Origin of the sequence: Cellulomonas shaoxiangyii (assembly GCF_004798685.1) — a bacterium.
Classification (GTDB): Bacteria; Actinomycetota; Actinomycetes; order Actinomycetales; family Cellulomonadaceae; genus Cellulomonas; species Cellulomonas shaoxiangyii.
This window is the reverse complement of sequence record NZ_CP039291.1, coordinates 2,140,744-2,166,063: the sequence shown is the minus strand read 5'-3', so window position 1 is coordinate 2,166,063 and position 25,320 is coordinate 2,140,744. Positions and strand designations below refer to the sequence as shown.

Sequence of the window (25,320 nt, the reverse complement as noted above, 5' to 3'; positions counted from 1 at the left end):
GGCACCCCTCGGGTGGCCGGTGTGACCGGACCGTCGTCGGCCGTGGGGCCCCTGAGCCGCTCGTCACGCTAGCGGCTCGGTAGACTGGGGGCGTTTGTGCCGGGCTCCAGAACCCTCCCGGCGTCGTCGGAGGAAACCACCAGTGATCACCGCCTCGGCCGTCGAGCTCCGCGTGGGCGCACGCGTCCTGCTCGAACCCACGACCTTCCGCATCGCCGCCGGCGACCGGATCGGTCTCGTCGGCCGTAACGGCGCCGGCAAGACGACCCTCACCAAGACCCTCGCGGGCCAGACCCAGCCGACCGGCGGGCAGGTCTCGCTCGGGGGAGACGTCGGCTACCTGCCACAGGACCCGGCCTCGGGCGACCTCACGCAGCTGTCGATGGACCGCGTGCTCTCGGCCCGCGGTCTCGACGCCGTGCTCGCCGCGATGCGGGAGACCGAGGGCGCCATGGCGTCCGCGGACGACGCGACGCGCGACCGCGCCATGGAGCGGTACACGAAGCTGGAGGCGCGCTTCACCGCCGCCGGGGGCTACGCGGCCGAGTCCGAGGCGCACCGCATCACCGCGGCCCTCGGTCTCGACGAGCGCGTGCTCGGGCAGGAGCTCGGCACGCTCTCGGGCGGTCAGCGCCGCCGCGTCGAGCTGGCCCGCATCCTGTTCTCGGGTGCGGACACCCTGCTGCTCGACGAGCCGACCAACCACCTCGACGCCGACTCGATCGTCTGGCTGCGCGACTACCTCAAGGCGTTCCCCGGCGGCTTCCTCGTCATCAGCCACGACGTCGAGCTGCTGCGCGCGACGGTGAACAAGGTGTTCCACCTGGACGCCAACCGGGCCCAGCTCGACCAGTACAACCTCGGCTGGGACGCCTACCTGCTCCAGCGGGAGACGGACGAGAAGCGGCGCCGGCGCGAGCGCGCCAACGCGGAGAAGAAGGCCGCCGCGCTCCACGCGCAGGCCGACAAGATGCGCGCCAAGGCCACGAAGGCCGTCGCCGCGCAGAACATGGCCCGCCGCGCCGAGCGCATGCTCTCGGGCCTCGAGGCCGCACGCGTCTCCGACAAGGTCGCGAAGCTGCGGTTCCCCGACCCCGCGCCGAGCGGGCGCACGCCCATCACCGCCGAGGGCCTGTCGAAGTCGTACGGCTCGCAGGAGGTCTTCACCGACGTCAGCCTCGCGATCGACCGGGGCAGCAAGGTGGTCGTGCTGGGCCTCAACGGTGCCGGCAAGACGACGCTGCTGCGCATGCTCGGCGGGATCGAGAAGCCGGACACGGGCGAGGTCAAGCCCGGCCACGGCCTCAAGCTCGGGTACTACGCGCAGGAGCACGAGACCCTCGACCTCGACCGCACGGTCGTGGAGAACCTGCGGACGGCGGCGCCCGACCTCACCGACACCCAGGTGCGCTCGGTGCTCGGCTCGTTCCTGTTCTCCGGCGACGACGCGGACAAGCCGGCGCGGGTGCTGTCCGGCGGCGAGAAGACACGTCTCGCGCTCGCGGCGCTCGTCGTGTCGAGCGCGAACGTCCTGCTGCTCGACGAGCCGACGAACAACCTGGACCCGGCGTCCCGCGAGGAGATCCTCGCGGCGCTGCGCGGGTACAAGGGCGCGGTCGTGCTCGTCAGCCACGACGAGGGCGCCGTGGCCGCGCTCGAGCCCGAGCGGGTGCTGCTGCTGCCCGACGGTGACGAGGACCTCTGGGGGCCCGACTACCTCGACCTCATCGCGCTGGCGTGACCGCGCCGGTCTGACCCGGCGGCCCGCCCGCGGCCAGCTGGGCGTCGATCTCGGCGTCCTCGTCGACCTCGTCGCGCCCGGGTGGCCGCCGGCGCCGCGCCGCGGCAGGCGCCGGGGCTGCCGGGTCCGCGGGGCCGCCGGCGTCGGGCGAGCCGTCGGGCAGGCCCGCCGCGTCGCGCCACTCCCGCCGCGCCGCCACGGAGAACGCGACCAGGCCGCCCAGCGCGAACACCCACCACTGGAAGGCGTACGACAGGTGCGAGCCGGGGGCCGTGCTGGGCGCCGGCAGGGCACCGAGGGTCTCCGCGGGTGCGGGCTGCTCCTCGAGCAGGCCGCCGTACGCGGCGTACGGCGCGGCGTCGGCGGGCACGGCGTCGCCGCCCGCCGCGAGCACCTGGGCCGGCGCGATGGCCTGCACCTGCCCGGCCGGGGCGTCGCGGTCGCTCGCCGCCTCGCCCGGGCGCAGGCGGACGGTCACCCGCACGTCGCCGGCGGGCGGGGCCGGCACGTCGACGCCCGCGGACCCGTCCTGACCGGTCGGCACCCAGCCGCGGTCGACGACCAGGACGCGTCCGGCGCCCGCGGGCGTGCCGAAGCGGTCGGGTGCCGCGTCCGTGACGAGCAGCGGCACGAGCACGTGGTACGAGGGGGAGCCGGCGACGGGCCGGTTGCGCAGCAGCACCGTCGCGTCGGGGAGGTAGCGGCCCGTCACGGTGACCGCGCGCCACGCGTCGTCGGCGGGCAGCGGGGCGTCGGGGTCCGGGACCACCTCGTCCAGGTCGACCGCGGCCGCGGCGTAGTTGGCCTCGACGACCGCGATCGCCTCCGACCGCGCCACGTGGCGGTGCCACTGCCAGCGGCCGAGGAACGTGCACACGACGGCGACCACCACGGCGAGTGCGAGCAGGCCCAGGGCGCGCCGGCGGGCGTCGGCGCGCGCCTCGCGCGGGGCGGCGCCGGGCGGCGGTCCGGGGCGGACGGGCCCGAGGTCGGCGCCGGCAGGGCCGGCGCCTCCGGGGCCGGCGGCCTCACCGTGCACCGGGACGGACGTGCGCGCGGGCGCGCCGCTCACGGGGCCGCCCGCTCGAGGTCGGTGACGGGCACGACGTCCTTGAGGAAGCCCCGCACCTCGAGGTACTCCCCGAGGTGCGTGCGGTGCTCGTCGCACGCGAGCCACACCTTGCGCCGCTCGGGCGTGTGCAGGCGTGGGTTGTTCCACAGCACGCCCCACGTCGCCTCGCCGCGGCACCCCCGGGCGCTGCACACCAGCTCGTCGACGACGTCCGGCACGGCCGTGCTCATCAGGACCCTCCCAGGTCACCGCCGCGCGGGGCGGCGCCCAGCTCCCGCGGCGTGAGGTAGACGTCACCCTCGACGCGTCGCTCGCGGCCCGCGTTGGCGAGCAGCACCGCGACGTAGGGCAGCACCACCGCCGCCGCGAGCAGCACCAGCGGCACCGCGACGGGCACGTGCGCCCACAGCAGCCCCGCCGCGAGGAAGCAGAGGACGCGGATCCCCATCTGCCACAGGTACCGGCGCTGCCGCCGGGCGAGGTCGTCGGCCAGCGGCTCGGGGGCGGACGTGATGCGGTGCACCTCCTCCGGCGGGAGGTCGCGGCGCCGTCGGGTGCTCACACCCCATGGTAGGCGCCGTCCGTCGTTGTGGGGCTCCCACAACGGGGGCGGGGCAACTCGTGCGCGCCGGCACCCCCTGCGGGCCGGGGGCCGTGGGCTAGCGTCGTGACCCGTGCCTGCGACGACACCCGAGCCCACCGCCGCCACCCCCGGCACCGCCGCCCCGGTCCGGGCCCCGCGCAGCGTCCTCGTGACGGGCGCCAACCGGGGCATCGGGCGGGCCATCGCCGAGCGGTTCGTCGCCGCCGGTGACGCGGTCGCCACGATCGTGCGGTCCGGCAGCGCGCCCGACGGTGTCCTGGAGGTCCGCGCCGACGTGCGCGACACCGCCGCCGTCGACGCCGCGTTCACGCAGGTCGAGGCGGCGCAGGGTCCGGTGGAGGTGGTCGTCGCGAACGCCGGCGTCACGCGCGACCAGCTCCTCATGCGCATGACCGACGACGAGTTCGCCGAGGTGCTCGACGTCAACCTCACCGGCTCCTTCCGCGTCGTGCGGCGCGCCAGCAAGGGCATGATCCGGCTGCGCCGCGGCCGCATCGTCCTCATCTCCTCGGTCGTCGGCATGTACGGCTCGCCGGGCCAGGTGAACTACGCCGCGTCGAAGGCGGCGCTCGTCGGCATGGCCCGCTCGATCACGCGGGAGCTGGGCGGGCGCAACATCACCGCGAACGTCGTCGCCCCCGGGTTCATCGACACCGACATGACGAAGGCGCTCCCGCAGGACCGCCAGGACGCGTACCTCGCCGCCATCCCGGCCGGCCGGTTCGGTCACGCCGACGAGGTGGCCCGCGTCGTCGAGTTCCTGGCGTCCGACGGCGCCGCGTACGTCTCGGGCGCCGTCGTGCCCGTCGACGGCGGCCTCGGCATGGGGCACTGACGCCCCGGCATCCCCGCCCACCCCCCCACGCCGCCGCGCGCACGCGGCCCCATCGTTCCCGTACGGAAGGAACCTTCATGGCACTGCTCGAGGGCAAGACGCTCCTGGTCACCGGGGTCCTCACGGACAGCTCGATCGCGTTCCACGTCGCGCGGCTCGCGCAGGAGCAGGGTGCGCACGTGGTCCTGTCGTCCTTCGGGCGCCAGCTGCGCCTGACCCAGGCGATCGCGCGGCGGCTGCCGAAGCCGGCGCCGGTCGTCGAGCTCGACGTCACGTCGGCGGACGACCTCGCGGCCCTCGCGGACCGCGTGCGCGAGCACGTCGACCACCTCGACGGCGTCGTGCACTCCATCGGCTTCGCGCCGCAGTCCGTCATGGGCGGCAACTTCCTCGCGGGGGAGTGGGACGACGTGGCGACGGCCGTGCAGATCAGCGCGTACTCGCTGAAGTCGCTCGCGGTGGCGACCCTGCCGCTCCTGGGCCCCGGCGGGTCGGTCGTCGGCCTCACGTTCGACGCCCGCTACGCGTGGCCGGTCTACGACTGGATGGGCGTGGCGAAGGCGGCGTTCGAGTCGACCGCCCGGTACCTCGCACGCGACCTCGGCCCCCGGGGGATCCGCGTCAACCTCGTCTCGGCCGGCCCCATCCGCACGACGGCCGCGAAGTCGATCCCCGGCTTCGAGGCGATGGAGGGCGGCTGGCCGGAGCGCGCACCCCTCGGCTGGGACGTCACGGACCCCGAGCCGACGGCCCGGGCCGTCGCGGCGCTCCTGTCGGACTGGTTCCCCGCGACGACGGGGGAGATCGTGCACGTCGACGGCGGCGTCCACGCGATGGGCCTGTGACCTCGGGCCTGACCTCGGGCCTGTGACCTCGGTGTCCGTGACCTGCGGGCCGTGAGCACGGACGCACGACGCCGGACGTCGCGCACGTCACGCCCGCCGCGGGCGGACGGCGCGACGCACCGGCCGTGCGCGGTGGGACGCTGGTGACGTGACTTCCCACCGACTCGTGCTGCTGCGGCACGCCAAGGCCGAGCCCGCCGGTGCGCTGGCCGACCACGACCGCCCGCTCGCGCTCGTGGGCCGCCGGCAGGCGTCCGCGGCCGGTGCGGCGCTCGCCGCGGCCGGCCTCGCGCCGACGCACGTGCTCTGCTCGTCGGCCCTGCGCACCCGGCAGACGTGGGAGCTCGTCCGGACCGCGCTGGCCGCCGCGGGCGCGCCCGCGGCGGTCGTCACGGTGAGCGACGACCTGTACGCCGCGACGACCGGCGACCTGGCCGCGGCCGTGCAGCAGGTGCCCGCCGACGCCGCGACCGTGCTCGTCGTCGGCCACGAGCCGACCATGTCGCACGCCGCCGCGACCCTCGCGGGCGAGGGGTCCGACGCGGAGGTCCTGGCCCGCGTGCAGCGCGGCGTGCCGACGGCTGCGTGGTCCGTGCTCGAGCTCGACGGCCCCTGGGACGCGACCGCGCCCGGCGCCCTGCGGCTCGTGCGCGTCGCCGCCGGCGACTGAGGCCCGGGCGGACCCGCGGGCCCGTCGGGCACGGCGCAGGTCCCGACGCGCGTCGGGCACGGCGCAGCTTGCGACGTGCGTCGGGCCTGGCTCGTCAGCGGGCGAACGGCTCCAGCGCCAGCACGGCGTCGAGCCGTCCGTCGACGGCGGCGTCCGCGGCGCGCGCGACGACCGGCTTGGCGTTGAACGCGATGCCCGTGGCGGCGGCGGCCAGCATGTCGAGGTCGTTCGCGCCGTCACCGATCGCGACCGTGCGGTCCATCGGCACGCCGAGCTCGGCCGCCCACGCCGCGAGCGTCGCCGCCTTCGCGGCCCGGTCGACGACGGGGCCGTCCACGCGCCCGGTGAGCCGGCCCTCGGCGACCTCGAGCCGGTTCGCGTGCACGCGCGTGATGCCCAGGCGCGCCGCCAGCGGGCGCACGACCTCCAGGAAGCCGCCCGAGACCAGCCCGACGGGCCAGTCCCGCGCCCGCAGCTCCGCCACCAGCTCGGTGGCGCCCGGGGTCAGCTCCACCTCGGCCAGGACCTCGTCGAACACGGCGACCGGCAGGCCCTCCAGCGTCGCGACGCGCTCGCGCAGCGACTGCCCGAAGTCGATCTCGCCGCGCATCGCCCGCTCGGTGATCGCCGCGACGAGGGGGAGCGACCCGGCGCGCGCCGCGAGCATCTCGACGACCTCGCCCGTGATGAGCGTCGAGTCGACGTCCATCACGACGAGCCGGCGGGTGTCGGTCGCGACGGCGGGGCGCGCGGGGGTGCTGTCCACGCCCGGCAGGCTAGTGCGGGGCACCGCCGGCACGGTGGGGCGTCCGCCAGGCGGCGGTCAGTCGTCGATGACCGAGCCCTTCGGCACCACCGTGATGCCGCTGTCCGTCACGGTGAACCCGCGCGCGCGGTCGTGCTCGTGGTCGAGGCCGACGCGCGCCCGCTCCGGGACGATCACGTTCTTGTCCAGGATCGCCCGGTGCACCTGCGCGTAGCGCGACACCTGCACGCCGTCCATCAGCACCGAGTCCGTGACCTGCGCCCACGAGTGCAGGCGCACGCCGGGGGACAGGACCGACGAGGACACCGTGGCACCCGAGACGAGGACGCCCGGCGACACGATCGAGTCCGCGGCGTGCCCGAGGCGCCCGGCACCCGCGTGCACGAACTTCGCCGGCGGCAGGCCGGTGTACCCCGTGAACAGCGGCCACTCGCCGTTGTAGAGGTTGAAGACCGGCTCGATCGAGATCAGGTCCTGGTTGGCGTCGTAGTAGGAGTCGATGGTGCCGACGTCCCGCCAGTAGTCGCGGTCGCGGTCGGTCGAGCCGGGCACGTCGTTGCGGATGAAGTCGTACACGCCCGCGGTCCCGCGCTCGACGAACCACGGCACGATGTCGCCGCCCATGTCGTGCCGGGAGTTCACGTCCTCCGCGTCGGCGGTCACGGCCCGCACCAGCGCGTCCGCGTCCGCCACGTAGTTGCCCATCGACGCGAGGATCTCCGTCGGCGAGCCGGGCACCGGCGTCGGGTCCGACGGCTTCTCGCGGAAGGCGGCGATGCGGGTCGGGTCGGACGGCTCGGTCTCGATGACGCCGAACTGGTCCGCCATGCCGATCGGCTGCCGGATGCCCGCCACGGTCAGCTCGGCGCCCGACTCGATGTGCGAGTCGACCATCTGGGAGAAGTCCATGCGGTAGACGTGGTCGGCGCCGACCACGACCACGATGTCGGGGCGCTCGTCGTCGATGATGTTGAGGCACTGGTAGATCGCGTCGGCGCTGCCGAGGTACCAGTGCTTGCCCACGCGCTGCTGCGCCGGGACGGCGGCGACGTAGTTGCCCAGCAGCGGCGACATGCGCCACGTGCGCGACACGTGCCGGTCGAGGCTGTGCGACTTGTACTGCGTGAGCACGATCACGTGCAGGTAGTGCGAGTTGATGACGTTCGACAGCGCGAAGTCGATGAGGCGGTAGATGCCCCCGAACGGGACCGCGGGCTTCGCGCGGTGCGCGGTCAGCGGCATCAGGCGCTTGCCCTCCCCCCCGGCGAGGACGATGGCGAGGACACGCGGCGCTGGCATGGACCCAACCTAGGGCCGCCGGCCGCTCGCAGCGAGGCGACGCGGCGTGCGCGCTAGCGTGTCGTCCACGACCGGCTGACCTGGCCTGTCACGACCTGGAGGCTCCCCGTGCGCGTCGACCTGCTGACCCGCGAGTACCCGCCGCACGTGTACGGGGGCGCGGGCGTCCACGTCGCGGGGCTGACGGCCGTGCTGCGCGACCTGGTCGACGTGCGCGTGCACGCGTTCGACGTGCCCGTCGCGGAGCCGGGCACGCACGGCTACGCCGTCCCGGACGCGCTCCGGGACGCCAACCCGGCGCTCGCGACGATGGGCGTGGACCTCTCGATCGTCGACGGCATCGCGCGTGACGACGCGGGCGGGCCCACCGACCTGGTGCACTCGCACACCTGGTACGCGAACCTCGCCGGGCACCTGGCGTCACTGCTGTACGGCGTGCCGCACGTCGTGACCGCGCACAGCCTCGAGCCGCTGCGCCCCTGGAAGGCCGAGCAGCTCGGCGGCGGGTACGCGCTGTCGTCGTGGGTCGAGCGCACCGCGTACGAGGCGGCCGCGGGCGTGATCGCGGTCAGCGCGGGCATGCGTGCCGACATCCTGCGCGCGTACCCGGCGGTGGACCCCGCGAGGGTGCACGTCGTGCACAACGGCATCGACCTCGACGGGTGGCGCCGCCCCGAGGGGCCCGAGGCCACCGCGCGGGCGCGCGCCGTCGTCGAGGGCCTCGGCATCGACCCGGACCGCCCCGCGGTCGTGTTCGTCGGGCGGATCACCCGGCAGAAGGGCCTGCCGTACCTGCTGCGGGCCGCCGAGGCGCTGCCCGCGGACGTGCAGCTCGTGCTGTGCGCCGGCGCCCCCGACACGCCCGAGATCATGGCGGAGGTCAGCGGCCTCGTCGAGGCGCTGCAGGGGCGCCGCACGGGCGTCGTGTGGATCGAGCGGATGCTGCCGCGCGAGGACCTCGTGGCGGTCCTCGCGCACGGCACGGTGTTCGTGTGCCCGTCGGTCTACGAGCCGCTGGGCATCGTCAACCTCGAGGCGATGGCCGTCGGCCTGCCCGTCGTCGGCACGGCCACCGGCGGCATCCCGGAGGTCGTCGACGACGGCGTGACCGGGTGGCTCGTGCCCATCGAGCAGGTGCAGGACGGCACGGGCACCCCCGTCGACCCCGACCGCTTCGTCGCCGACCTCGGTGCGGCGCTCGCGGACGCGGTGGCGGACCGGGAACGGGCGAGGGCGTTCGGCGTGGCCTCCCGCCGCCGGGTCGAGGAGCACTTCTCGTGGCGCGCCGTCGGCGAGCGCACGCTCGAGGTGTACCGCGCGGTGCTGGGCGCCTGACGGCTCAGCGGGTCAGCCGCGTCGCGGCCGCCGCCATCGCGCGCCGCGCCACCCGGTCGACCTCGCGCAGCGCCGTCGAGCGCTGGTCCGCCTGCCACAGGTTGACGGCGCCGCCGTCGTCGCGGGCCGCCAGCCGGACGATCGCGCGCAGCCGCGCGGCGCTGGTCAGCACCCGCAGGCGCTGACCCTCGAGACCGGTCGGGAGGCGGGAGGGGGTGAGCGCACCGTCGCGCACGGTCGCGATCTCGTCCGCCGCGTCGGCGCGCCAGCTCGCCACGTCGAGCTCGACCAGCGCCTCCGTGGCGGTGCGTAGGCCGTCCCGCAGGGCGCGCTCGGCCTCCTCCAGGGACCCCACCTGGGCGTGCGCGGCGGGCCGCCAGTCCGCCACCTCGACGACGTCCCACCGCACGAGGTGCCCCGGCTCGTACTCCGACCCGAACCGCTGCACGTGCGGGACGGCGACGGCCGTCGCGCCGTCGCCGCGGGCCACCAGGACGCACTCGCCCGACTGCGCGGCCGGCCCCGAGGCGGGCGGCGGGACGGCCACGGGGTCGCCCGGCACGGGCAGCGCCACGCCGACCTCCACCGCCGGCGGGGAGTCGGTCAGCCACTGCACCAGCGGGACGACGTCGTCCTCGCCGCGGTGCACGACGTGCGGCTCGTCCTCGCCCTGCACCGCGAGGGTCGCGCGCCGCGCGTCCGCCGGGGCGGCGAGCCAGAGCGCGAGCAGGACGGACCGGGGGAGCTGGAGCGCGGGTGCCACGCGCCCACGGTAGGACGGCCCCGGCCCCGCCGACGACACGGGGCAGGGTGCCGCGCGTCAGCCGATCGCGTGCACCGGCGCCGCCAGCGGCGTGCCGGAGCCGTCGCGCCGGGGGTCGGGCTCGGGCAGCGGTACGGGCTGCCCGCCGGAGCCGGTCGCGCGGGCCGGCGCGGCGCCCACGTGCGCGAGGATCAGCGCGTCCTCACCCTTGAGGAACCGGTGCGAGCGGACGCCTCCGGTCGCGCGGCCCTTCGCCGGGTACAGCGCGAACGGCGTGACCTTGGCCGAGCCGGTCTGCGTGCCGGGCAGCGCCGACGACGCGCCGGCGACGGTGACGACCACCGGGTCCGGGTCCTCCGGCCGCACGACCGAGAACGCGACGACCCGCGCGCCGGCGCCCAGCTTCATGCCGGACATCCCCCCGGCGGCGCGCCCCTGCGGGCGCACGTGCGAGGCGGGGAAGTGCAGGAGCGACGTGTCGGTCGAGACCAGGACGAGCTCGTCCTCGTCCCGCGCGGCCGCGCCGCCGACGACCTCGTCGCCGTCCTTGAGCCCGATGACCTCCCAGGCGTCCCGGTTGCCCGGCACGTCGCCGGGCGTGACGCGCTTGACGACGCCTTGCGCGGTCGCCAGCGCGAGCGGCGGTGCGTCGGCGGTCAGGGGGACGAGGGCGACCACGCGCTCGTCCTTCTCCAACGTGACCGCCTCCCCGACCGGCAGCCCGCCCGACAGCGTCGGCGGACCGTCCGTCGGGGGCAGCGAGGGCAGGTCGAGGACGGGCACGCGCAGCACGCGGCCGCGCGACGTCAGCGCGCCGACCTCCGCCCGGGCGGTCGTCGGCACGGCCGACGCGACGACGTCGTGCCGGCTGCGCCGGGTCCCGTCCCCACGACCGGGGGCGTCGTCGTCGCCGGTGCGGGCCAGCAGCCCCGTCGCGGACAGCAGCGCCCAGCACGGCGCGTCGGGGATCTCCAGCGGTGCGGCGGCCCGCCCGCGGCCCGCGGGCACGGCGGCGGCGCCGGCGACGCTGGCACCGCCCGCGTGCTCCAGCAGGATCGTGCGGCGCGGTGTGCCGTACGTCGCCGCGACCTCGGCCATCTCGTCGGACACCAGGCCGCGCAGGAGCGCCTCGTCGGCGAGGAGGGCCTCCAGCCGGGCGATCTCCTCGCGCAGCTCCTGCTGCTCGCGCTCGAGGTCGAGCCGGGAGAACCTCGTCAGGCGGCGCAGCCGCAGCTCGAGGATGTACTCGGCCTGCGGCTCGGACAGGTCGAAGACCGAGCGCAGGCGCGTGCGCGCCTCGTCGGAGTCGTCCGACGTGCGGATCACCTGGATGACCTCGTCGATGTCGACGATCGCGACGAGCAGGCCCTCGACGAGGTGCAGCCGCTCCTGCCGCTTGCGCAGGCGGTACCGCGAGCGCCGCCGCACGACGTCGATGCGGTGGCCGACCCACACCTGCAGCAGCTCGCGCAGGCCCAGCGTGCGGGGCTGGCCGTCGACCAGCGCCACGTTGTTGATGGAGAACGAGTCCTCCATCGGCGTGTAGCGGTAGAGCTGCTCGAGCACCGCCTCGGGGTGGAACCCGGTCTTGATCTCGATGACGAGGCGCAGGCCGTGCTGGCGGTCGGTGAGGTCGACGGCGTCCGAGATGCCCGAGAGCTTCTTGGACTGCACGCCCTCCTTGATCTTCTCGATGACCTTCTCGGGGCCCACGAGGTAGGGCAGCTCCGTGACGACGATGCCCTTGCGCTTGGGGGTGACGTTCTCGATGCGTGCCGTCGCGCGCGTGCGGAACGCCCCGCGGCCGGTCCGGTACGCGTCGCGCACGCCGTCGAGCCCCACGATCTTGCCGCCCGTGGGCAGGTCGGGCCCCGGGACGAAGCGCATGAGGTCCTCGAGGGTGGCGTCGGGGTGCAGCACCAGGTGGCGCGCCGCGGCGACGACCTCGACGAGGTTGTGCGGGGCCATGTTCGTGGCCATGCCGACCGCGATGCCGGTCGCGCCGTTGACCAGCAGGTTCGGGATCGCCGCCGGCAGCACCGACGGCTGGGTCAGCTTGCTGTCGTAGTTGGGCACGAGGTCGACGACGTCCTCGTCGAGCCCCTGCGTCATCGCCATGGCCGACGGCGCCATGCGCGCCTCGGTGTACCGGGACGCGGCGGGACCGTCGTCGAGCGACCCGAAGTTGCCGTGCCCGTCGACCAGCGGCAGGCGCAGGGAGAACGCCTGCGCGAGGCGGACCATCGCGTCGTAGATCGGCGCGTCGCCGTGCGGGTGCAGCTTGCCCATGACCTCGCCGACGACGCGCGCCGACTTCACGTACGGCCGGTCCGGCCGCAGCCCCATGTCGGCCATCTGGTAGACGATGCGCCGCTGCACCGGCTTGAGGCCGTCCCGCGCGTCCGGCAGCGCCCGCGAGTAGATGACCGAGTACGCGTACTCGAGGAACGACCCCTCCATCTCGGTGGCGACGTCGATGTCGACGATCTTCTCGACGAGGTCCTCGGGCGGCAGGTCGGGGGTCGCGGGACGACGCGCCATGGGGTGGTCTGCTCCTCGGGGTGCGGGCACGCGGCGGGCGCCGCGACGCCCCATTCTCGCGCGCACGGGCGTCCGCCGGGGCCACGGCACGCCCGCGGACGTCGGCGCCGGGGCGAGCCAGGTGCGGGGCCCCGCTAGCCTGGCGGGCATGGCCGACGTCGTCCCCCGCCCGCCCCACGGCGTGCCGGCGGAGCCGGGCGCCCCCTCGTACCCCGCCGCGTGGGAGGCGGACGTCGTGCTGCACGACGGGTCGACCACCCGGCTGCGCCCCATCCGGCCCGGTGACGCCGACGCCCTGCAGGCGTTCCACGTCGCGCAGTCCGAGCGCTCCACGTTCCTGCGGTTCTTCGCCGCGCTGGAGCGCCTGCCGGAGCGCGACCTCGCCCGGCTCGTCTCGGTCGACCACGTCGACCGGGTCGCGCTCGTCGCGGTGACCGCCGCGCCCGGCGCCGGGCCCGCTGCGGCGGGCGCCGACGAGGGCGCCGCCGCACCGGCGCCCGTCGACGCCCCCGAGCGCATCATCGGCGTCGCGCGCTACGACCGCGTCGAGGGGGAGACCGCGGAGGTGGCGTTCAACATCGCGGACGCGCACCAGGGCAAGGGTCTGGCGTCGGTGCTGCTGGAGCACCTCGCGGCCGCCGCGCGCGAGCGGGGCGTGCGCCGCTTCGTCGCCGAGGTGCTGCCGCAGAACGGCCGCATGCTGAACGTGTTCCGCGACGCCGGGTACGAGGTGCGCCAGCGCACGGAGGACGGCGTCGTCCAGGTGATCTTCGACATCGACCCGACCGAGCGGTCGCTGGCCGTCATGGCGGACCGCGAGCACCGCGCCGAGGCGCGGTCGATGCGCGCCCTGCTGGCCGCCCGGTCCGTGCTCGTCGTGGGCCCCGGGCCCCGGCCCGCCCGGGCGCTGCACCGGGCGCACGCCGAGCGCGTGCTGGCGGGCCTCGTGCCGGGTGCCCGCGAGGGTGCGCTCACCGTCCACGCCGTCGGCGTCGGGACCGGCCCGGGGGAGCGCGACGGCGTGCACCACCACGCCCACGTCGACGACGTCCCGGGGCCCGTCGAGCTGGCCGTGGTCGTGCTGCCGCCCGAGCAGGTCCTCGACGTCGCCCGCCGGCTCGGCGCGCTCGGCGTGCGCGGGCTCGTGCTGCTGTCGTCGGGCTTCGCGGAGGCCGGCCCCGAGGGCCTCGCGCGTCTGCGGCTCCTGCTCGGGGTGGTGCACGGCTCCGGGATGCGCCTCGTCGGCCCGGCGTCGTTCGGCATCATCAGCCAGCCCGACGGCACGACCCTCGACGTGTCGCTCGCGGAGCACCCGCCACGCCCCGGCCGGATCGGCCTGTTCTGCCAGTCGGCGCCCCTCGCCGTGCCGCTGCTCGCCGCCGTGGACCGCCGGGGCCTCGGCCTCGCCCACTTCGTGTCCGCCGGGCACCGCGCCGACGTGTCGGGCAACGACCTGATGCAGTTCTGGGGCGAGGACGACGGCACGGACGTCGTCGGGCTGTACCTGGAGTCGATCGGCAACCCGCGCAAGTTCTCGCGGGTCGCGCGCCGGCTCGCGGCGCACAAGCCCGTGGTCGTCGTGACGGCCGGGCGCTCGGGCCAGGTCGTGCCGCCCGGCCACGCCGTGCGCCCGACCCGTGCGCCGCGGCGCACCCTCGAGGAGGTCATGCGCCAGTCCGGCGTGGTCCGCGTCGAGAACCAGCACCAGCTGCTCGACGTGGTGCAGGTGCTGGCGCACCAGCCGCTGCCGGCCGGCCGCCGCACGTCGATCCTCGCGAGCTCGGCGAGCGTCGCGGCGCTCGTCGCCGAGGCCGCGGCCGCGGCCGGGCTCGTCGTGACGGGTCGGGTCGAGCTCCTCGTCGAGGACGCGCGCGCCGACGAGGTCCGGGACACCGTGGACCGGCTGTACGCGGACCCGCAGACGGACGTCGTCGTGGCGGTGCGCCTGCCCACGCTCGGCGCGGGTGACCCCGTCGTGCCGCGCGAGGTGGCCCGGGCCGCGGCCGAGACGGGCCGGACGACGGTCGCGTGCATGGTCGGCCTGCGCGGCATCACCGCCGAGCTCACCGCGCCGGACCCCACGGGCCGGCTGCGGACGGTGCCGGCCTACAGCGCCCCCGAGGACGCCGTCGTGGCGCTCGGCCACGCCGCCCGGTACGCCGCGTGGCGCGGCACGGACCGCGGCCGGCCCGTGCGTCCCGAGGGCGTCGACACCCGCGCCGCCGAGCGGCTCGTCGCCGCGCGGCTGGCCGACGGGCACGCGACCGACGGCGCGCCCGTCCCGCTGTCGCCCGCGGACGTCGCCGAGCTCCTCGCCACCGTCGGCGTGCGCGTGCAGCCGTCGGTGCGCGTGCAGGACCTGGACGAGGCCGTCGCCGCCGCCGAGCGGCTGGGCTGGCCGGTCGCGGTGAAGACCACGGTGCCGGCGCTGCGCCACCGCGCGGACCTCGGGGGCGTGCGGCTCGACGTCGCGGACGCCGCCGAGATGCGCGCGGACGTCGCGGGTATCCTCGCGCTCGCGGCCGACCACGACCTCGGCCCGGACACCCCGCCGCTGGAGGTGCAGGCGATGGCCCCGCACGGGGTGCCCTGCGTCGTCCGGTCGGCCGAGGACCCGCTGTTCGGTCCCGTCATCAGCTTCGGCCTGTCGGGTGACGCGACGGACCTGCTGGGTGACGTGGCCTACGGCGTGCCGCCGCTCACGGACGTCGACGTGGCGGACATCGTCCGCCGCCCGCGCGCCGCCCCGCGCCTGTTCGGCTACCGCGGGCTGCCGCCGCTCGACGTCGCGGCGGTGGAGGACCTCGTGGCCCGCGTGTCGGTGCTCGCCGACGCCCTGCCGGACCTGCGCTCGCTGGAGCTCGCCCCCGTGGTCGTGTCGACGTCGGGGCTCGCCGTGCTCGGCGCCACCGCGTCCGTCGCACCCGCCGACCGCGCCGACACGCTGCGCCGCCTGGCGCGGACGTGAGGCGACGCCGCCGGGAGTGGGAGGATGGACCCGTGCCCGCTCCGTCGACGACCCTCCAGCACGACCTGCACCGCGCCGGCTACTACCCGGAGCTCGTGAGCGACGTCCTCGACCTCGCCCTCGCCGGCGAGGACGTGGTGGCCCACCTGGTGCATCCCGAGACCACGTTCGACGCGAACGAGGTCCGCCGGCACGTCACCGTGCTGGCGCTGACCCCGACGCGGCTCGTCGTGGCGCACGTGGACGACCACCCCGCGGACTCCGAGCACCCGTCGGCCAGCGCGTCGGCGACGACGGAGGCGGTCCCGCTGTCCGAGCTGCGCTCGGTGGCGGTGACGCACGTCGTGCCCAACCCGCAGGAGCACCGCCGGGGCGACGGTGCCACCGAGCTGACGCTCGCCATCGGCTGGGGGGCCGTGCAGCGCGTCGACCTCGAGCCCGCGAGCTGCCCGGACCCCTCCTGCGACGCGGACCACGGCCTGACCGGCACGCTCACGCCCGACGACGTCGTCGTGCGCGTCAGCGCAGCGGCCGAGGGGCGTGACGCGGTGCGTGCCGCCATGGCCTTCGGGCGGACGCTGTCGGCCGCGTCGGCGCGCCGGTGAGCGCGGGGCCCGTCACACGGGACGCCGAGGAGCTCGTCCTCCCCGGGTCCGGCACGCGGTCGCTGGCGCACGTGCTGCCCGCCGTCGTGGCAGCCCTCGGCACGGACCTGCCGGGGGGCGCGGCCGCCCGCGACGCGCTCGGGCTGCCGCTGGTCGAGCGCGCGTGCGTCGTGCTCGTCGACGGCCTCGGCCACCTCAACCTCGTCGAGCGCGGCGGGCACGCCCCGTTCCTGCGCTCCCTGCTGCCGGGCACCGAGCCGCTCGTGACGACGTTCCCGTCGACGACGGCCACGGCGCTCGGCACGTTCGGCACGGGTGCGGGGCCGGGCGCGACGTGCATGCTCGGGTACACGGTGCGTGTGCCCGCCACCGGCCGGCTCGGCAACCTCGTCTCCTGGACGGACCTGCCGGACGCGCGCACGTGGCAGCGGGAGCCGACCGTGCTCGAGCGCGCGGTGGCGGCCGGCCTGCCGGTGGTGAGCGTCGGTCCCGCGCGGTTCGCCGGCTCCGGGCTGACGAACGCCGCGCTGCGCGGGCCCGCGTACGTCGCGGCCGAGCAGCTCGACGACCGCGTCGACGCCGCCGTGCGCTCGCTGCGTTCACCCGGGCTCACGTACCTCTACTGGGGCGAGGTCGACAAGGCCGGGCACCACCACGGCTGGGGCTCCTGGCAGTGGGGCGACGCGCTCGCCGAGCTCGACGCCGCGCTGGCGCGCCTCGCGCGCTCGCTGCCCCGGGGCACGCTCCTCGTCGTCACCGCCGACCACGGCATGGTCGACGTCGAACCGGCGCTGCGCCGCGACGTCGGCACCGACCCCCTGCTGCGCGAGGGCGTCGCCCTCACCGCGGGCGAGCCGCGCGCGCTGCACCTGCACCTGGAGCCCGGCGCGGACCCGGCCGCCGTGGCCGACCGGTGGCGGACCGCGCTCGCGGACGACGCGATCGTCACGACGCGCGACGACGCCGTGCGGGCCGGCTGGTTCGGGCCCGTCGCGGACCACGTGCGGCCCGTGGTGGGGGACGTGGTGGTGGCGATGACCGGCGCCGCGACGGTCGTCGACTCGCGCACGCAGACGCCCGCCTCGATCGCGCTCGTCGGGGTGCACGGGTCCCTGACCGCGCGGGAGATGCTCGTGCCCCTCCTGGTGCACGCATGACCGGTGCGACCGCCGGCAGTGCCACGGCGCGCGGGGCGACGCGACGAGGGGAGGGCTGACGCGTGGCCGAGCTGGTCTTCTTCTCCGGCACGATGGACTGCGGCAAGTCGACGCTGGCGCTGCAGATGCACCACAACCACGCCGCCCGCGGGCGCGACGGCGTGCTGTTCACCCGGCAGGACCGCGCCGGCACGGCGACCATCTCCTCGCGGCTCGGCCTGCGCCGCACCGCCGAGGAGGTCGACGACCGGACCGACTTCTGGGCCGAGGTCGTCACGCGCCGCACCCGCGGCCGCCCGGTCGACTACCTCGTCGTCGACGAGGCGCAGTTCTACACGGCCGCCCAGGTCGAGCAGCTCGCCCGGGTGGTCGACGAGCTGTCCGCGGACGTCTTCGCGTTCGGCATCACGACCGACTTCCGGGCGCGGCTCTTCCCTGGGTCCGCACGGCTCGTCGAGCTCGCGGACCGGGTCGAGGTGCTGCAGGTGCGGGCGCTGTGCTGGTGCGGCGCGCGGGCGACCCACAACGCGCGCACGGTCGGCGGCGTCATGGTCGTCGAGGGCGAGCAGGTCGTCGTCGGCGACGTGGAGGCCGACGACCGCGAGCACGCCGCCGAGGTCGCCTACGAGGTCCTGTGCCGCCGGCACCACGTGCGGCGCATGACGGTCGCCACCGCGCGGGCCGTGGCGGGCCCGGCCGAGCACGCGCTCTTCGAGGAGACGTCGCCGCACCGCACCGACGCCTGACGCACCGGCCCGCGGGCGGGCCGGGCGCACGCCGCCGCAGCCGCGCTGCGCGCCGGGCGCAATTGGTCGCCGCCCGGCAGGGTCGCCGCCCGCGGCCCGCTCTACTCGGGCTTCGCGCCGAAGACGATCTCGTCCCAGCTGGGCACCTTCGCGCGCGTGCGTCGCGCACGGCGCTCGGGCGTGGGCCGCTCCGCCGCGTCCGCCTGCGTCACGGGTTCGGACGCCGGCACGGGTCCGGGCGCCGTCGGCGCCGGCCCGGCGAGGGCGGGCGGCTCCCGACGCTCCGGGCGCGGCGGCGTCAGCACGACGGCCTCGCGGTCCGGGTCGGCGTCGAGCGGGTGCGCTCCGGGGGCGGACGCGTCGTCGGGGCCCGCGCCCGAGAAGTCGAACGCGTGCTGCGGGCCGAAGCCCTCGAACTCCTCGTCGTCCTCGCCGTCGGTCTCGAGCGGCTGCCGGACGCCGCGCCGCGAGCGCAGCTCGTCGAGCAGGACGTGCGTCGGCTCGGGTGCCTCGAGGGGCGGTGCGGGCTCGGTGCTCGGCGACATCGCGTCGATGTCGAACACGACGTCGCGCACGGCCGCCAGGTGGCGCCGCGACACCGGCTCGTCGAGCTCGGTCTCGGACAGCCACCGCGCCTCGTCCTCGACGGCCACGACGGCGCGGCCCACGGCGTCGTACGTCCACCGGGCCTCGCGCGGCGCGTCGGCGACGACGAACCTCGCGACGACGGTCCACGGGCCGGTGCCGTCGCGGGCGGCGTCCCAGGCGAGCGAGGTCGGGTCGACCCCCCGCGCCGCGAGCCGGTCCGTCACGAGGTCGCCCAGCACGGGCGCGTCGGCGTCGCGGCCGACGCGCGTGGCGCGCGCCTGCTCGGCGACCCACTCGCGCTCGGCGAGCACGGGGCCCTCGTAGCGGCGCACGGACTCGACGGGCACGCCCGAGGACTCGGCGACCTCCTGCGCGGTCGCGCCGGCGCGGATGCGCGCCTGGATCTCGCGCGGCGTCAGCGTCCCCGCCTGCTCCGCGCGCAGCTGCTCCAGCTGCGGGCGGTCGCGTCGCACGGCCGCGCGCAGCGGCTCGTCGATGCGCACGCGGTAGCGCTGCCCGTCGGGCGCGACGAGGACCAGGTGCTCCCCGTCCTCGTGCAGACCGACCAGCTCCAGCTCACCCATCCGACCTCCCCGGGCTCCACGGAGGAGACTGCCACCGATCAGACGCGGGGGCGTGCACCTCGCCCCGGTGCGCCGTCACCCGGTTGCGTCACATCGCGGCGGGGCGGGGCGGGCGTGCGTCCCCGGACGAGGCCCGCCCGGTCGCCGCGAACGCCTGCGGCAGGATGGGCGGATGACCGCGACGAGTCCCGTGTCCACGCCCGAGCAGGTCGACGCGCTGGTGGCGGTCGCCGCGGACGTGGCCCGCCGTGCCGGCGCGCTCGTGCACGGGGGGCGGCCGGCGGACCTGCGGGTGGCCGCGACCAAGTCGAGCGCGGTCGACGTCGTCACGGCGATGGACCTCGCGAGCGAGGAGCTGGTCCGTGCGGCGCTGGCGGAGCTGCGGCCCGACGACGGCGTGCTCGGCGAGGAGGGCGGGTACCGGGCGGGCGGCTCGGGCGTGACGTGGGTGGTGGACCCCATCGACGGCACGGTGAACTACCTGTACGGCATCCCCGCGTACGCGGTGAGCCTCGCGGCGGTGGTCGACCCGCAGGCCGCCGCGGCGGGGACGGCGCCCGACCCGGCCACCTGGACCGTGCTGGCCGGGTGCGTGCACGCGCCGGCCGAGGCCCGCACGTACACGGCCGGTCGCGGCCGGGGGGCCCGGGCGAACGGCCGGCCGCTGCGGCTCGGCCCGCCGGCCCCGCTGGCCGAGTGCCTGGTGGGGACCGGGTTCGGCTACGTCGCCGCCCGCCGCCGGGCGCAGGCGCGCGTGCTCGTCGAGCTGCTGCCCCGGGTGCGCGACATCCGCCGTGCCGGCTCCGCGGCGCTCGACCTGTGCGCCGTCGCCGACGGCCGGCTGGACCTGCACTACGAGCGCGGCCTGCAGCCGTGGGACATGGCGGCGGCGGCGCTCGTCGTCCTCGAGGCCGGGGGCGAGGTCCGAGGCCTGCGCGGGCGTCCCGCCGGCAGCGCCATGGCCGTCGCCGGCCCGGCGGAGCGCGTGGCGGACCTGGTCGCCCTGCTCGAGGAGCTCGGCGCCGACCGCGACGACGACGCCTGACGTGCCCCCGGGGTGCGCCTACGCCGGCCACCCGCGAGCCGGCGAGGGGCCACGCGCCGGCGCCCCGGCGCGTGGGTGCGCTTTCCGGCCTGTGGCCCGTGTCACCTGCGGCGACATGGTCACGTGTCCGTGTCGCATCGGCCCTCCGGGTGGGGCACAATCCGTCCCCGCGGGGGAACAAAAAAGTGCCGTGAGGCATTGAGCCCGCGTACACGACCCCACGGCAGAAGACGGAGTGTGACGCCACACATGGCAACCGACTACGACGCCCCGCGCAAGACCGAGGAGGACCTCAGCGAGGACTCGCTGCAGGAGCTCCAGGCCCGGCGCTCCGACAAGAACTCGGGCGTGGTGGACGAGGACGAGACGGAGGCCGCCGAGGGATTCGAGCTGCCCGGAGCAGATCTGTCCGGCGAGGAGCTCTCCGTCCGCGTCCTTCCCCGCCAGGCCGACGAGTTCACGTGCTCCAAGTGCTTCCTGGTCCACCACCGCAGCCAGCTCGCCTACGAGCGTGACGGCCAGCCCGTCTGCTCGGAGTGCGCCGCCTGACCTGCACCACGCCCGACGTCGACGGCCGGTCACCCTCACGGGGTGACCGGCCGACTGCGTTCTCGCCGAGCGTGCTGCCCGCTCCGGGCGGGTCCGGCGTGCGGCCCGCTCAGCCCGCCGTGCCGTCGGACGCCGTGCCGTCGGACGCACGGCCGCCGAGCGCGGCGACGAGGTCCTGCGGTCGCCGCGTGGAGACGATCCAGTAGGGCGTCCGGTCCTGCGGGTCGCGCACCTCGACGCGCACGGCGGTGCCGATCCACGACCGCAGGCACGCGTACGCGCGGGCGTCCAGGGCCGGTCCCAGCTCGACGCGCAGCTCCTCGCGCGTCAGCGCGCGCGGCTGCGCGAGCAGGCGCACCGGGATGCGGGCGGTGCCGGCGCGCAGGGTGCCGCGCTCCACCTGGACGAGCGGCGTCGTCAGCACGGCGACGGCCAGCCCGCCGAGGACGGCCAGCACCGCGACGACGATGGCGAGCAGGTCGTCGACCGGCAGCATCGCCACGCCCAGGACGGTGCCGAACAGCACGACCCCCACCCAGCCCAGCGGGCCGGGCCACAGCCGCTCGCGGAAGGCGGGACGGGTCGTGGGGGCGTCGGTGGAGGCGGGGCGGTCGGCAGGTGCGGGCATGACCCCAGGATCTCATCGTCGACCCGCGACGTGGCGGGGTGCACGGGGTGGCGCCCGTGGGTGTGGCGCCCGGCGGCCGGGGGGTAGGGTCGGCCCCCGTGACGGAGACCGCCCGCGAGCACGCGGCGACAGCGGACGACGGGCCGGCGCGGGCAGTCGCCGCCGTGCCGGTGCTGCTGCGCCGACTGGACCCCGACCTGCCGGCCCCGGCCTACGCGCACCCCGGTGACGCGGGCGCCGACCTGGTCGCCCGCGAGGACGTGGTGCTCCCGCCGCTGGGGCGGCACACCGTGCCGACGGGTGTGGCGATCGCCCTGCCCGAGGGGTACGCCGCCTTCGTGCACCCGCGCTCGGGCCTCGCGTCCCGCCACGGGCTCACGGTGCTCAACGCGCCCGGCACGGTCGACGCCGGGTACCGCGGGGAGATCGCGGTCACGCTGCACAACACCGACCCCGCGCACGCCGTGGAGCTGCGCCGCGGCGACCGCATCGCCCAGCTCGTGGTGCAGCGCGTCGAGCGTGCGGAGTTCGTCGAGGTGGACGACCTGCCCGCGTCGGTGCGCGGCACCGGCGGGTTCGGGTCGAGCGGCGGGTGGGGCGCGGCGACGCCGTCGGCCTGAGGATCGCCTGAGACGGAACTACCGTCGTCGTCGGCGACGTTGATCATGGACGAGGGCGCGCACGCGCCGGTCGAAGGAGTGGGGATCGTGGGTCTGTTCCGTCGGGGGCCGAAGAAGGCCGAGGGGGCCGACGCGGCCGACGTCGCCGCGAACCCGGGCACGCCGGCGCCGGACGGCGCCGAGGCTGACGCCCCGGGGGACGTCGAGCCGTCGGACGGGCCGGACCCGGCCCCCGGTCCGCAGTCGGGTGGCGCGCCGTCCGGTGGCGCACAGGTCGCGGCGGGCGACTCCGCGCGGGTCGGCCCCTGGGACGCGGCCGACGCCCTGCCGGAGCTCCCGCGCGTGGACCTCGGCGCGATCCTGCTGCCCGGGGTCCCCGGCATGGAGGTCCGGCTGGAGATCGACAAGGCGACCAACGTCGTGTCGGCGGCGTCCGTGCTGCTGGAGGGCTCGTCGCTGCAGGTCCAGGCGTTCGCGGCGCCGCGCACCGAGGGCATCTGGGACGAGATCCGCGAGGAGATCGCGCAGTCCGTCACGCAGCAGGGCGGCACCGTCGACGACCTGCCCGGTCCGTTCGGGCGCGAGCTGCTCGCGCGGCTGCCCGTCCGCACCCCCGAGGGGCGCACGGGGCACCGGCCCGCGCGGTTCATCGGGGCCGACGGCCCGCGCTGGTTCCTGCGCGGCGTGATCACCGGCAAGGCCGCGGTCGAGCCCGACGCCGCCCGCGCGCTCGAGGACCTCTTCGGGCAGATCGTCGTGGTGCGCGGGCAGGACCCCCGCCCGCCGCGGGACCTCCTCGCGCTCAGGCTGCCGGAGGGCGCCCCGACGCCGGCCGCACCGGCGTCGCCCCCGGCGCCGCGGTTCCAGCCCCCCGCACGGGGCCCCGAGATCACGGAGATCCGATGACGCTCAAGGACCGGGTCCACAAGGCGCTCGCCTCCCAGGCGGAGATCGAGGCCGACGAGGAGCGCGCCGACGCCCTCGCCGTGCCGGGCTGCTGTGCGGTCGACCAGCTGACGGACCGCACGCGTGCGTCGGTGTCGGGCGTCCTGCGCTCGGTGACGCTGCGCCCCCGCGAGGGCGTGCCGGCGCTCCAGGCGGAGCTCTACGACGGGTCGGGCACGCTCGACCTGGTGTGGCTCGGCCGGCGGCAGATCACCGGCATCGAGCCGGGGCGCCGCCTGCGCGTCGACGGGCTGGTGTGCCGCGTGAACGGGCGTCGCACGCTGTTCAACCCCCGCTACGAGCTGCGTCCCCGGCCGGGGGAGTGACCGCGTGAGCGAGACGCCCCACGAGCGGCCCGCGGACCAGGCGCCCCTGCTCGACGCCGTCGACGACCTGGTGCCGCCCGAGGACGGCGGCGCGCGCGGCATGCGGGCGATCACGGCGGAGCAGTTCTCCGCCCTGGACGCCCTGGGCGGCGTCCGCGGGATGGTCGAGACGATCGCGCCGGGCCTGCTGTTCGTCGTCGTCTACCTGGTCACGGGCCAGCAGCTGACGCCCGCGCTCGTCGCCGCGGGCGGCGCGGCGGTCCTCGCCGTGCTGGCCCGGCTCGTGCAGCGCACGCCGGTGACGCAGGCGTTCTCGGGCGTCCTCGGCGTCGGCGTCGGCGTGGTGTGGGCGTGGCGCACCGGCGACGCGACCGACTACTTCGCGTACGGCCTGTGGGTCAACGGCGCGTACCTCGTGGGCACGCTCGTGACCGTCCTCGTGGGCTGGCCGCTCGTCGGGCTCGTCGTGGGCATGTTCCGCAACGACGGTCCCCTGACGGGCGGCCCCTGGTCGGTCGTCGTGGACTGGCGCCGCGACCCGGTGCGGCGTCGCCGCTACGCGCTCGCGACGTGGCCGTGGGTGGGCATGTTCGGGCTGCGCCTGGCCGTGCAGCTGCCGCTGTTCCTCGCGGGCGAGGTCGCCTGGCTGGGCACGGCGAAGCTCGCGATGGGCCTGCCGCTGACGGCCCTCACGCTGTGGCTCAGCTGGATGCTGGTCCGCGGGTCAGCAGGCGCTCCAGCGCCTCCTCGTCCGCGTCCGCACCCGTGACGATCAGCAGCTCGTCGCGGCCCTCGAGCGTGTCGTCCGCGCTGGGTGCGAGGGGCCGCGTGTCGCGGACGATCGCGGCGAGCACGGTGTCCGCGGGCCACGTGATCTGACCGACGCGCACGCCGGCCAGCGGCGAGTCCTCGGGCAGCGTGAGCTCCAGGATGTCGGCCTTCGACTGGTGGAACGTGAAGATCCGCACCAGGTCCCCGACGGCGACGGCCTCCTCGACCATCGCCGTCATGATGCGCGGGGTCGAGACGGCGACGTCCACGCCCCAGGCGCCGTCGAACATCCACTCGTTCTTGGGGTTGTTGACGCGCGCGACCGTGCGGGGCACGCCGAACTCCGTCTTCGCGAGCAGCGAGATGACCAGGTTCGCCTTGTCGTCGCCCGTGGCGGCCACCATGACGTCGCACTCGTCGGCGCGGACCTGGCGCAGCGTCGGGAGCTCGCACGCGTCGGCCAGGAGCCACTCCGCCTCGGCCACCTGCGCGATCCGCATGGCGGACGGCTGCCGGTCCACGAGGGTCACCTCGTGGTCGTGCGCGAGCAGCTCGCGCGCGATCGAGCGCCCCACCGATCCGGCGCCGGCGATCACGACCCTCACGCGGTCACCGCCGGGGCGGTGGTGAGCACGCGCTCGACGGCGGGCGCGTCGTCGGCGCGCAGCAGCATGTGCACGGTGTCGTTCTCCTGGAGGACGGTGGAGGCGGTCGGCAGGACGCCGTCGCCGTAGCGGGTGAGGTAGGCGACGCGGCCGCCGGACGCGTCCTCGAGCGCGCGCACCGTCAGGCCGTACCAGCCGGGGTGCAGGTCCACCTGCGAGAGCTGGATCTGGCCGGACGCGTCACGGTGCTCGTCGGTCATGCCCATCGGCAGCATCCGCCGGAGCACCTGGTCGGCGGTCCAGCGCACGGTGGCGACCGTGGGGATGCCGAGGCGCTGGTAGATCTCCGCGCGGTGCGGGTCGTAGATGCGCGCGACGACGTTCTGCACGCCGAACGTCTCGCGCACGACGCGCGCCGCGAGGATGTTCGAGTTGTCGCCGTCGGAGACCGCCGCGAACGCGTACGCCTCGTCGATGCCGGCCGTGCGCAGGGTGTCCCGGTCGAACCCGAGACCGGTCACCTTGTTGCCGGTGAACTCGGAGTCGAGGCGCCGGAACGCGTCGGGGAACTGGTCGATGACGGCCACGGAGTGCCCGCGGGACTCCAGCGACTGCGCCAGAGTGGCCCCGACGCGGCCGCAGCCCATGATCACGAAGTGCACAGCTGGTCACGCTATACCCGCCCGCCCGCGGCGACCGCTCCCCGCCCGGT

At 76.2% G+C, this 25,320-nt stretch carries 26 protein-coding genes; 15 read left to right on the top strand and 11 right to left on the bottom strand.

Going from position 1 to position 25,320, the window contains the following annotated elements; all coding sequences use genetic code 11:
* Positions 1-142: 142 nt before the first annotated feature.
* Positions 143-1,741, top strand: a complete 1,599-nt coding sequence (locus tag E5225_RS09840) for an ABC-F family ATP-binding cassette domain-containing protein (RefSeq protein ID WP_135973862.1) — start codon at positions 143-145, stop codon at positions 1,739-1,741.
* Here E5225_RS09840 and E5225_RS09835 read toward each other — a convergent pair.
* The 3 genes from E5225_RS09835 to E5225_RS17930 are packed head-to-tail and all read right to left on the bottom strand — an operon-like array spanning position 1,725 to position 3,375.
* The gene (locus E5225_RS09835; protein ID WP_244243659.1) at positions 1,725-2,813 is read right to left on the bottom strand and encodes an SURF1 family cytochrome oxidase biogenesis protein; all 1,089 of its coding nucleotides are present in this window, start codon (positions 2,811-2,813) and stop codon (positions 1,725-1,727) included. The genes E5225_RS09840 and E5225_RS09835 overlap by 17 nt on opposite strands.
* On the bottom strand, positions 2,810-3,043 hold the full coding sequence (locus tag E5225_RS09830; protein ID WP_135973434.1) for a hypothetical protein: 234 nt from the start codon (positions 3,041-3,043) through the stop codon (positions 2,810-2,812). The genes E5225_RS09835 and E5225_RS09830 overlap by 4 nt, the downstream gene beginning before the upstream one ends.
* Entirely contained in the window at positions 3,043-3,375 is a 333-nt protein-coding gene (locus E5225_RS17930; protein WP_243738216.1) for a DUF3099 domain-containing protein, read from the bottom strand. Before E5225_RS17930 ends, E5225_RS09830 begins: the two co-directional genes overlap by 1 nt.
* Before the next feature lie 112 nt (positions 3,376-3,487).
* Between E5225_RS17930 and fabG the strand changes: the two genes are divergently transcribed.
* From fabG to E5225_RS09810, 3 genes are all read left to right on the top strand, one after another.
* Positions 3,488-4,252 (top strand): 3-oxoacyl-ACP reductase FabG, encoded by a 765-nt coding sequence (gene fabG, locus E5225_RS09820; protein WP_135973435.1) that lies wholly within the window; start codon positions 3,488-3,490, stop codon positions 4,250-4,252.
* Between the two features lie 77 nt (positions 4,253-4,329).
* On the top strand, positions 4,330-5,097 hold the full coding sequence (gene fabI / locus E5225_RS09815; protein WP_135973436.1) for an enoyl-ACP reductase FabI: 768 nt from the start codon (positions 4,330-4,332) through the stop codon (positions 5,095-5,097).
* A 148-nt stretch (positions 5,098-5,245) separates the two neighbouring features.
* Positions 5,246-5,767 carry a SixA phosphatase family protein gene (locus E5225_RS09810; RefSeq protein ID WP_135973437.1) on the top strand — a complete coding sequence of 174 codons (522 nt, stop codon included), beginning with the start codon at positions 5,246-5,248 and terminating at the stop codon, positions 5,765-5,767.
* Positions 5,768-5,861: 94 nt separating this feature from the next.
* Here the strand turns inward: E5225_RS09810 and serB are convergent, their stop codons facing one another.
* Both serB and E5225_RS09800 read right to left on the bottom strand, forming a co-directional pair.
* Positions 5,862-6,533 (bottom strand): phosphoserine phosphatase SerB, encoded by a 672-nt coding sequence (gene serB, locus E5225_RS09805; protein WP_279536539.1) that lies wholly within the window; start codon positions 6,531-6,533, stop codon positions 5,862-5,864.
* 57 nt (positions 6,534-6,590) lie between these two features.
* Positions 6,591-7,832 (bottom strand): glucose-1-phosphate adenylyltransferase, encoded by a 1,242-nt coding sequence (locus E5225_RS09800; protein ID WP_135973438.1) that lies wholly within the window; start codon positions 7,830-7,832, stop codon positions 6,591-6,593.
* A gap of 108 nt (positions 7,833-7,940) precedes the next feature.
* Between E5225_RS09800 and glgA the strand changes: the two genes are divergently transcribed.
* Positions 7,941-9,167: a glycogen synthase gene (gene glgA, locus E5225_RS09795; protein ID WP_135973439.1), complete on the top strand. Its 1,227-nt coding sequence runs from the start codon at positions 7,941-7,943 to the stop codon at positions 9,165-9,167.
* A gap of 4 nt (positions 9,168-9,171) precedes the next feature.
* On the opposite strand, the gene E5225_RS09790 is transcribed toward glgA, so the two are convergent.
* Positions 9,172-9,930, bottom strand: a complete 759-nt coding sequence (locus E5225_RS09790) for a hypothetical protein (RefSeq protein WP_135973440.1) — start codon at positions 9,928-9,930, stop codon at positions 9,172-9,174.
* Positions 9,931-9,987: 57 nt separating this feature from the next.
* Positions 9,988-12,471, bottom strand: a complete 2,484-nt coding sequence (locus E5225_RS09785) for a DNA gyrase/topoisomerase IV subunit A (protein WP_135973441.1) — start codon at positions 12,469-12,471, stop codon at positions 9,988-9,990.
* Positions 12,472-12,619: 148 nt separating this feature from the next.
* On the opposite strand from E5225_RS09785, the gene E5225_RS09780 reads away from it, so the two are divergent.
* The 4 genes from E5225_RS09780 to E5225_RS09765 all read left to right on the top strand — a co-directional run bounded on the left by E5225_RS09780 (position 12,620) and on the right by E5225_RS09765 (position 17,947).
* Positions 12,620-15,439, top strand: a complete 2,820-nt coding sequence (locus E5225_RS09780) for a bifunctional acetate--CoA ligase family protein/GNAT family N-acetyltransferase (protein ID WP_135973442.1) — start codon at positions 12,620-12,622, stop codon at positions 15,437-15,439.
* Positions 15,440-15,471: 32 nt separating this feature from the next.
* Positions 15,472-16,044 carry a DUF5998 family protein gene (locus E5225_RS09775; RefSeq protein WP_135973443.1) on the top strand — a complete coding sequence of 191 codons (573 nt, stop codon included), beginning with the start codon at positions 15,472-15,474 and terminating at the stop codon, positions 16,042-16,044.
* Positions 16,041-17,201 carry an alkaline phosphatase family protein gene (locus E5225_RS09770; protein WP_135973444.1) on the top strand — a complete coding sequence of 387 codons (1,161 nt, stop codon included), beginning with the start codon at positions 16,041-16,043 and terminating at the stop codon, positions 17,199-17,201. The genes E5225_RS09775 and E5225_RS09770 overlap by 4 nt, the downstream gene beginning before the upstream one ends.
* Positions 17,202-17,263: 62 nt before the next feature.
* Positions 17,264-17,947: a thymidine kinase gene (locus E5225_RS09765; protein WP_135973445.1), complete on the top strand. Its 684-nt coding sequence runs from the start codon at positions 17,264-17,266 to the stop codon at positions 17,945-17,947.
* Positions 17,948-18,048: 101 nt separating this feature from the next.
* Here E5225_RS09765 and sepH read toward each other — a convergent pair whose 3' ends face one another.
* Positions 18,049-19,119, bottom strand: coding sequence for a septation protein SepH (gene sepH / locus E5225_RS09760; protein WP_135973446.1), 1,071 nt, complete (start codon positions 19,117-19,119; stop codon positions 18,049-18,051).
* Positions 19,120-19,291: 172 nt separating this feature from the next.
* On the opposite strand from sepH, the gene E5225_RS09755 reads away from it, so the two are divergent.
* Both E5225_RS09755 and E5225_RS09750 read left to right on the top strand, forming a co-directional pair.
* Positions 19,292-20,164, top strand: coding sequence for an inositol monophosphatase family protein (locus E5225_RS09755; RefSeq protein ID WP_135973447.1), 873 nt, complete (start codon positions 19,292-19,294; stop codon positions 20,162-20,164).
* A gap of 249 nt (positions 20,165-20,413) precedes the next feature.
* Positions 20,414-20,713, top strand: coding sequence for a DUF4193 domain-containing protein (locus E5225_RS09750; RefSeq protein ID WP_135973448.1), 300 nt, complete (start codon positions 20,414-20,416; stop codon positions 20,711-20,713).
* 109 nt (positions 20,714-20,822) lie between these two features.
* Here the strand turns inward: E5225_RS09750 and E5225_RS09745 are convergent, their stop codons facing one another.
* Complete coding sequence (locus E5225_RS09745) at positions 20,823-21,341, bottom strand: DUF3093 domain-containing protein (protein WP_135973449.1); 519 nt, start codon at positions 21,339-21,341, stop codon at positions 20,823-20,825.
* A 98-nt stretch (positions 21,342-21,439) separates the two neighbouring features.
* Here E5225_RS09745 and dut point away from each other — a divergent pair, with 98 nt between their 5' ends.
* The 4 genes from dut (at position 21,440) to E5225_RS09725 (ending at position 24,001) form a co-directional block, all read left to right on the top strand.
* Positions 21,440-21,961: a dUTP diphosphatase gene (gene dut / locus E5225_RS09740; RefSeq protein ID WP_208012534.1), complete on the top strand. Its 522-nt coding sequence runs from the start codon at positions 21,440-21,442 to the stop codon at positions 21,959-21,961.
* Between the two features lie 87 nt (positions 21,962-22,048).
* Positions 22,049-22,867: a DUF3710 domain-containing protein gene (locus E5225_RS09735; RefSeq protein WP_243738217.1), complete on the top strand. Its 819-nt coding sequence runs from the start codon at positions 22,049-22,051 to the stop codon at positions 22,865-22,867.
* Positions 22,864-23,232 (top strand): OB-fold nucleic acid binding domain-containing protein, encoded by a 369-nt coding sequence (locus tag E5225_RS09730; RefSeq protein ID WP_135973451.1) that lies wholly within the window; start codon positions 22,864-22,866, stop codon positions 23,230-23,232. The genes E5225_RS09735 and E5225_RS09730 overlap by 4 nt, the downstream gene beginning before the upstream one ends.
* Positions 23,233-23,236: 4 nt before the next feature.
* Positions 23,237-24,001, top strand: a complete 765-nt coding sequence (locus E5225_RS09725) for a DUF3159 domain-containing protein (RefSeq protein ID WP_341765643.1) — start codon at positions 23,237-23,239, stop codon at positions 23,999-24,001.
* On the opposite strand, the gene E5225_RS09720 is transcribed toward E5225_RS09725, so the two are convergent.
* Together E5225_RS09720 and E5225_RS09715 are read right to left on the bottom strand one after the other, a co-directional pair.
* Entirely contained in the window at positions 23,934-24,608 is a 675-nt protein-coding gene (locus E5225_RS09720) for a potassium channel family protein (protein WP_135973452.1), read from the bottom strand. The two genes, E5225_RS09725 and E5225_RS09720, sit on opposite strands and share 68 nt — an antisense overlap.
* Positions 24,605-25,255: a potassium channel family protein gene (locus tag E5225_RS09715; RefSeq protein ID WP_135973474.1), complete on the bottom strand. Its 651-nt coding sequence runs from the start codon at positions 25,253-25,255 to the stop codon at positions 24,605-24,607. Before E5225_RS09715 ends, E5225_RS09720 begins: the two co-directional genes overlap by 4 nt.
* Between the last annotated feature and the right edge of the window lie 65 nt (positions 25,256-25,320).

Excerpts from the sequence above, each read along its gene's own strand:
- E5225_RS09730 (WP_135973451.1), top strand. The coding sequence starts at position 22,864 with ATGACGCTCAAGGACCGGGTCCACAAGGCGCTCGCCTCCCAGGCGGAG.
- fabI (WP_135973436.1), top strand. The coding sequence starts at position 4,330 with ATGGCACTGCTCGAGGGCAAGACGCTCCTGGTCACCGGGGTCCTCACG.
- sepH (WP_135973446.1), bottom strand. The coding sequence starts at position 19,119 with ATGGGTGAGCTGGAGCTGGTCGGTCTGCACGAGGACGGGGAGCACCTG.
- E5225_RS09750 (WP_135973448.1), top strand. The coding sequence starts at position 20,414 with ATGGCAACCGACTACGACGCCCCGCGCAAGACCGAGGAGGACCTCAGC.
- E5225_RS09755 (WP_135973447.1), top strand. The coding sequence starts at position 19,292 with ATGACCGCGACGAGTCCCGTGTCCACGCCCGAGCAGGTCGACGCGCTG.
- E5225_RS09800 (WP_135973438.1), bottom strand. The coding sequence starts at position 7,832 with ATGCCAGCGCCGCGTGTCCTCGCCATCGTCCTCGCCGGGGGGGAGGGC.
- E5225_RS09780 (WP_135973442.1), top strand. The coding sequence starts at position 12,620 with ATGGCCGACGTCGTCCCCCGCCCGCCCCACGGCGTGCCGGCGGAGCCG.
- E5225_RS09830 (WP_135973434.1), bottom strand. The coding sequence starts at position 3,043 with ATGAGCACGGCCGTGCCGGACGTCGTCGACGAGCTGGTGTGCAGCGCC.
- E5225_RS09745 (WP_135973449.1), bottom strand. The coding sequence starts at position 21,341 with ATGCCCGCACCTGCCGACCGCCCCGCCTCCACCGACGCCCCCACGACC.
- E5225_RS09785 (WP_135973441.1), bottom strand. The coding sequence starts at position 12,471 with ATGGCGCGTCGTCCCGCGACCCCCGACCTGCCGCCCGAGGACCTCGTC.
- E5225_RS09715 (WP_135973474.1), bottom strand. The coding sequence starts at position 25,255 with ATGGGCTGCGGCCGCGTCGGGGCCACTCTGGCGCAGTCGCTGGAGTCC.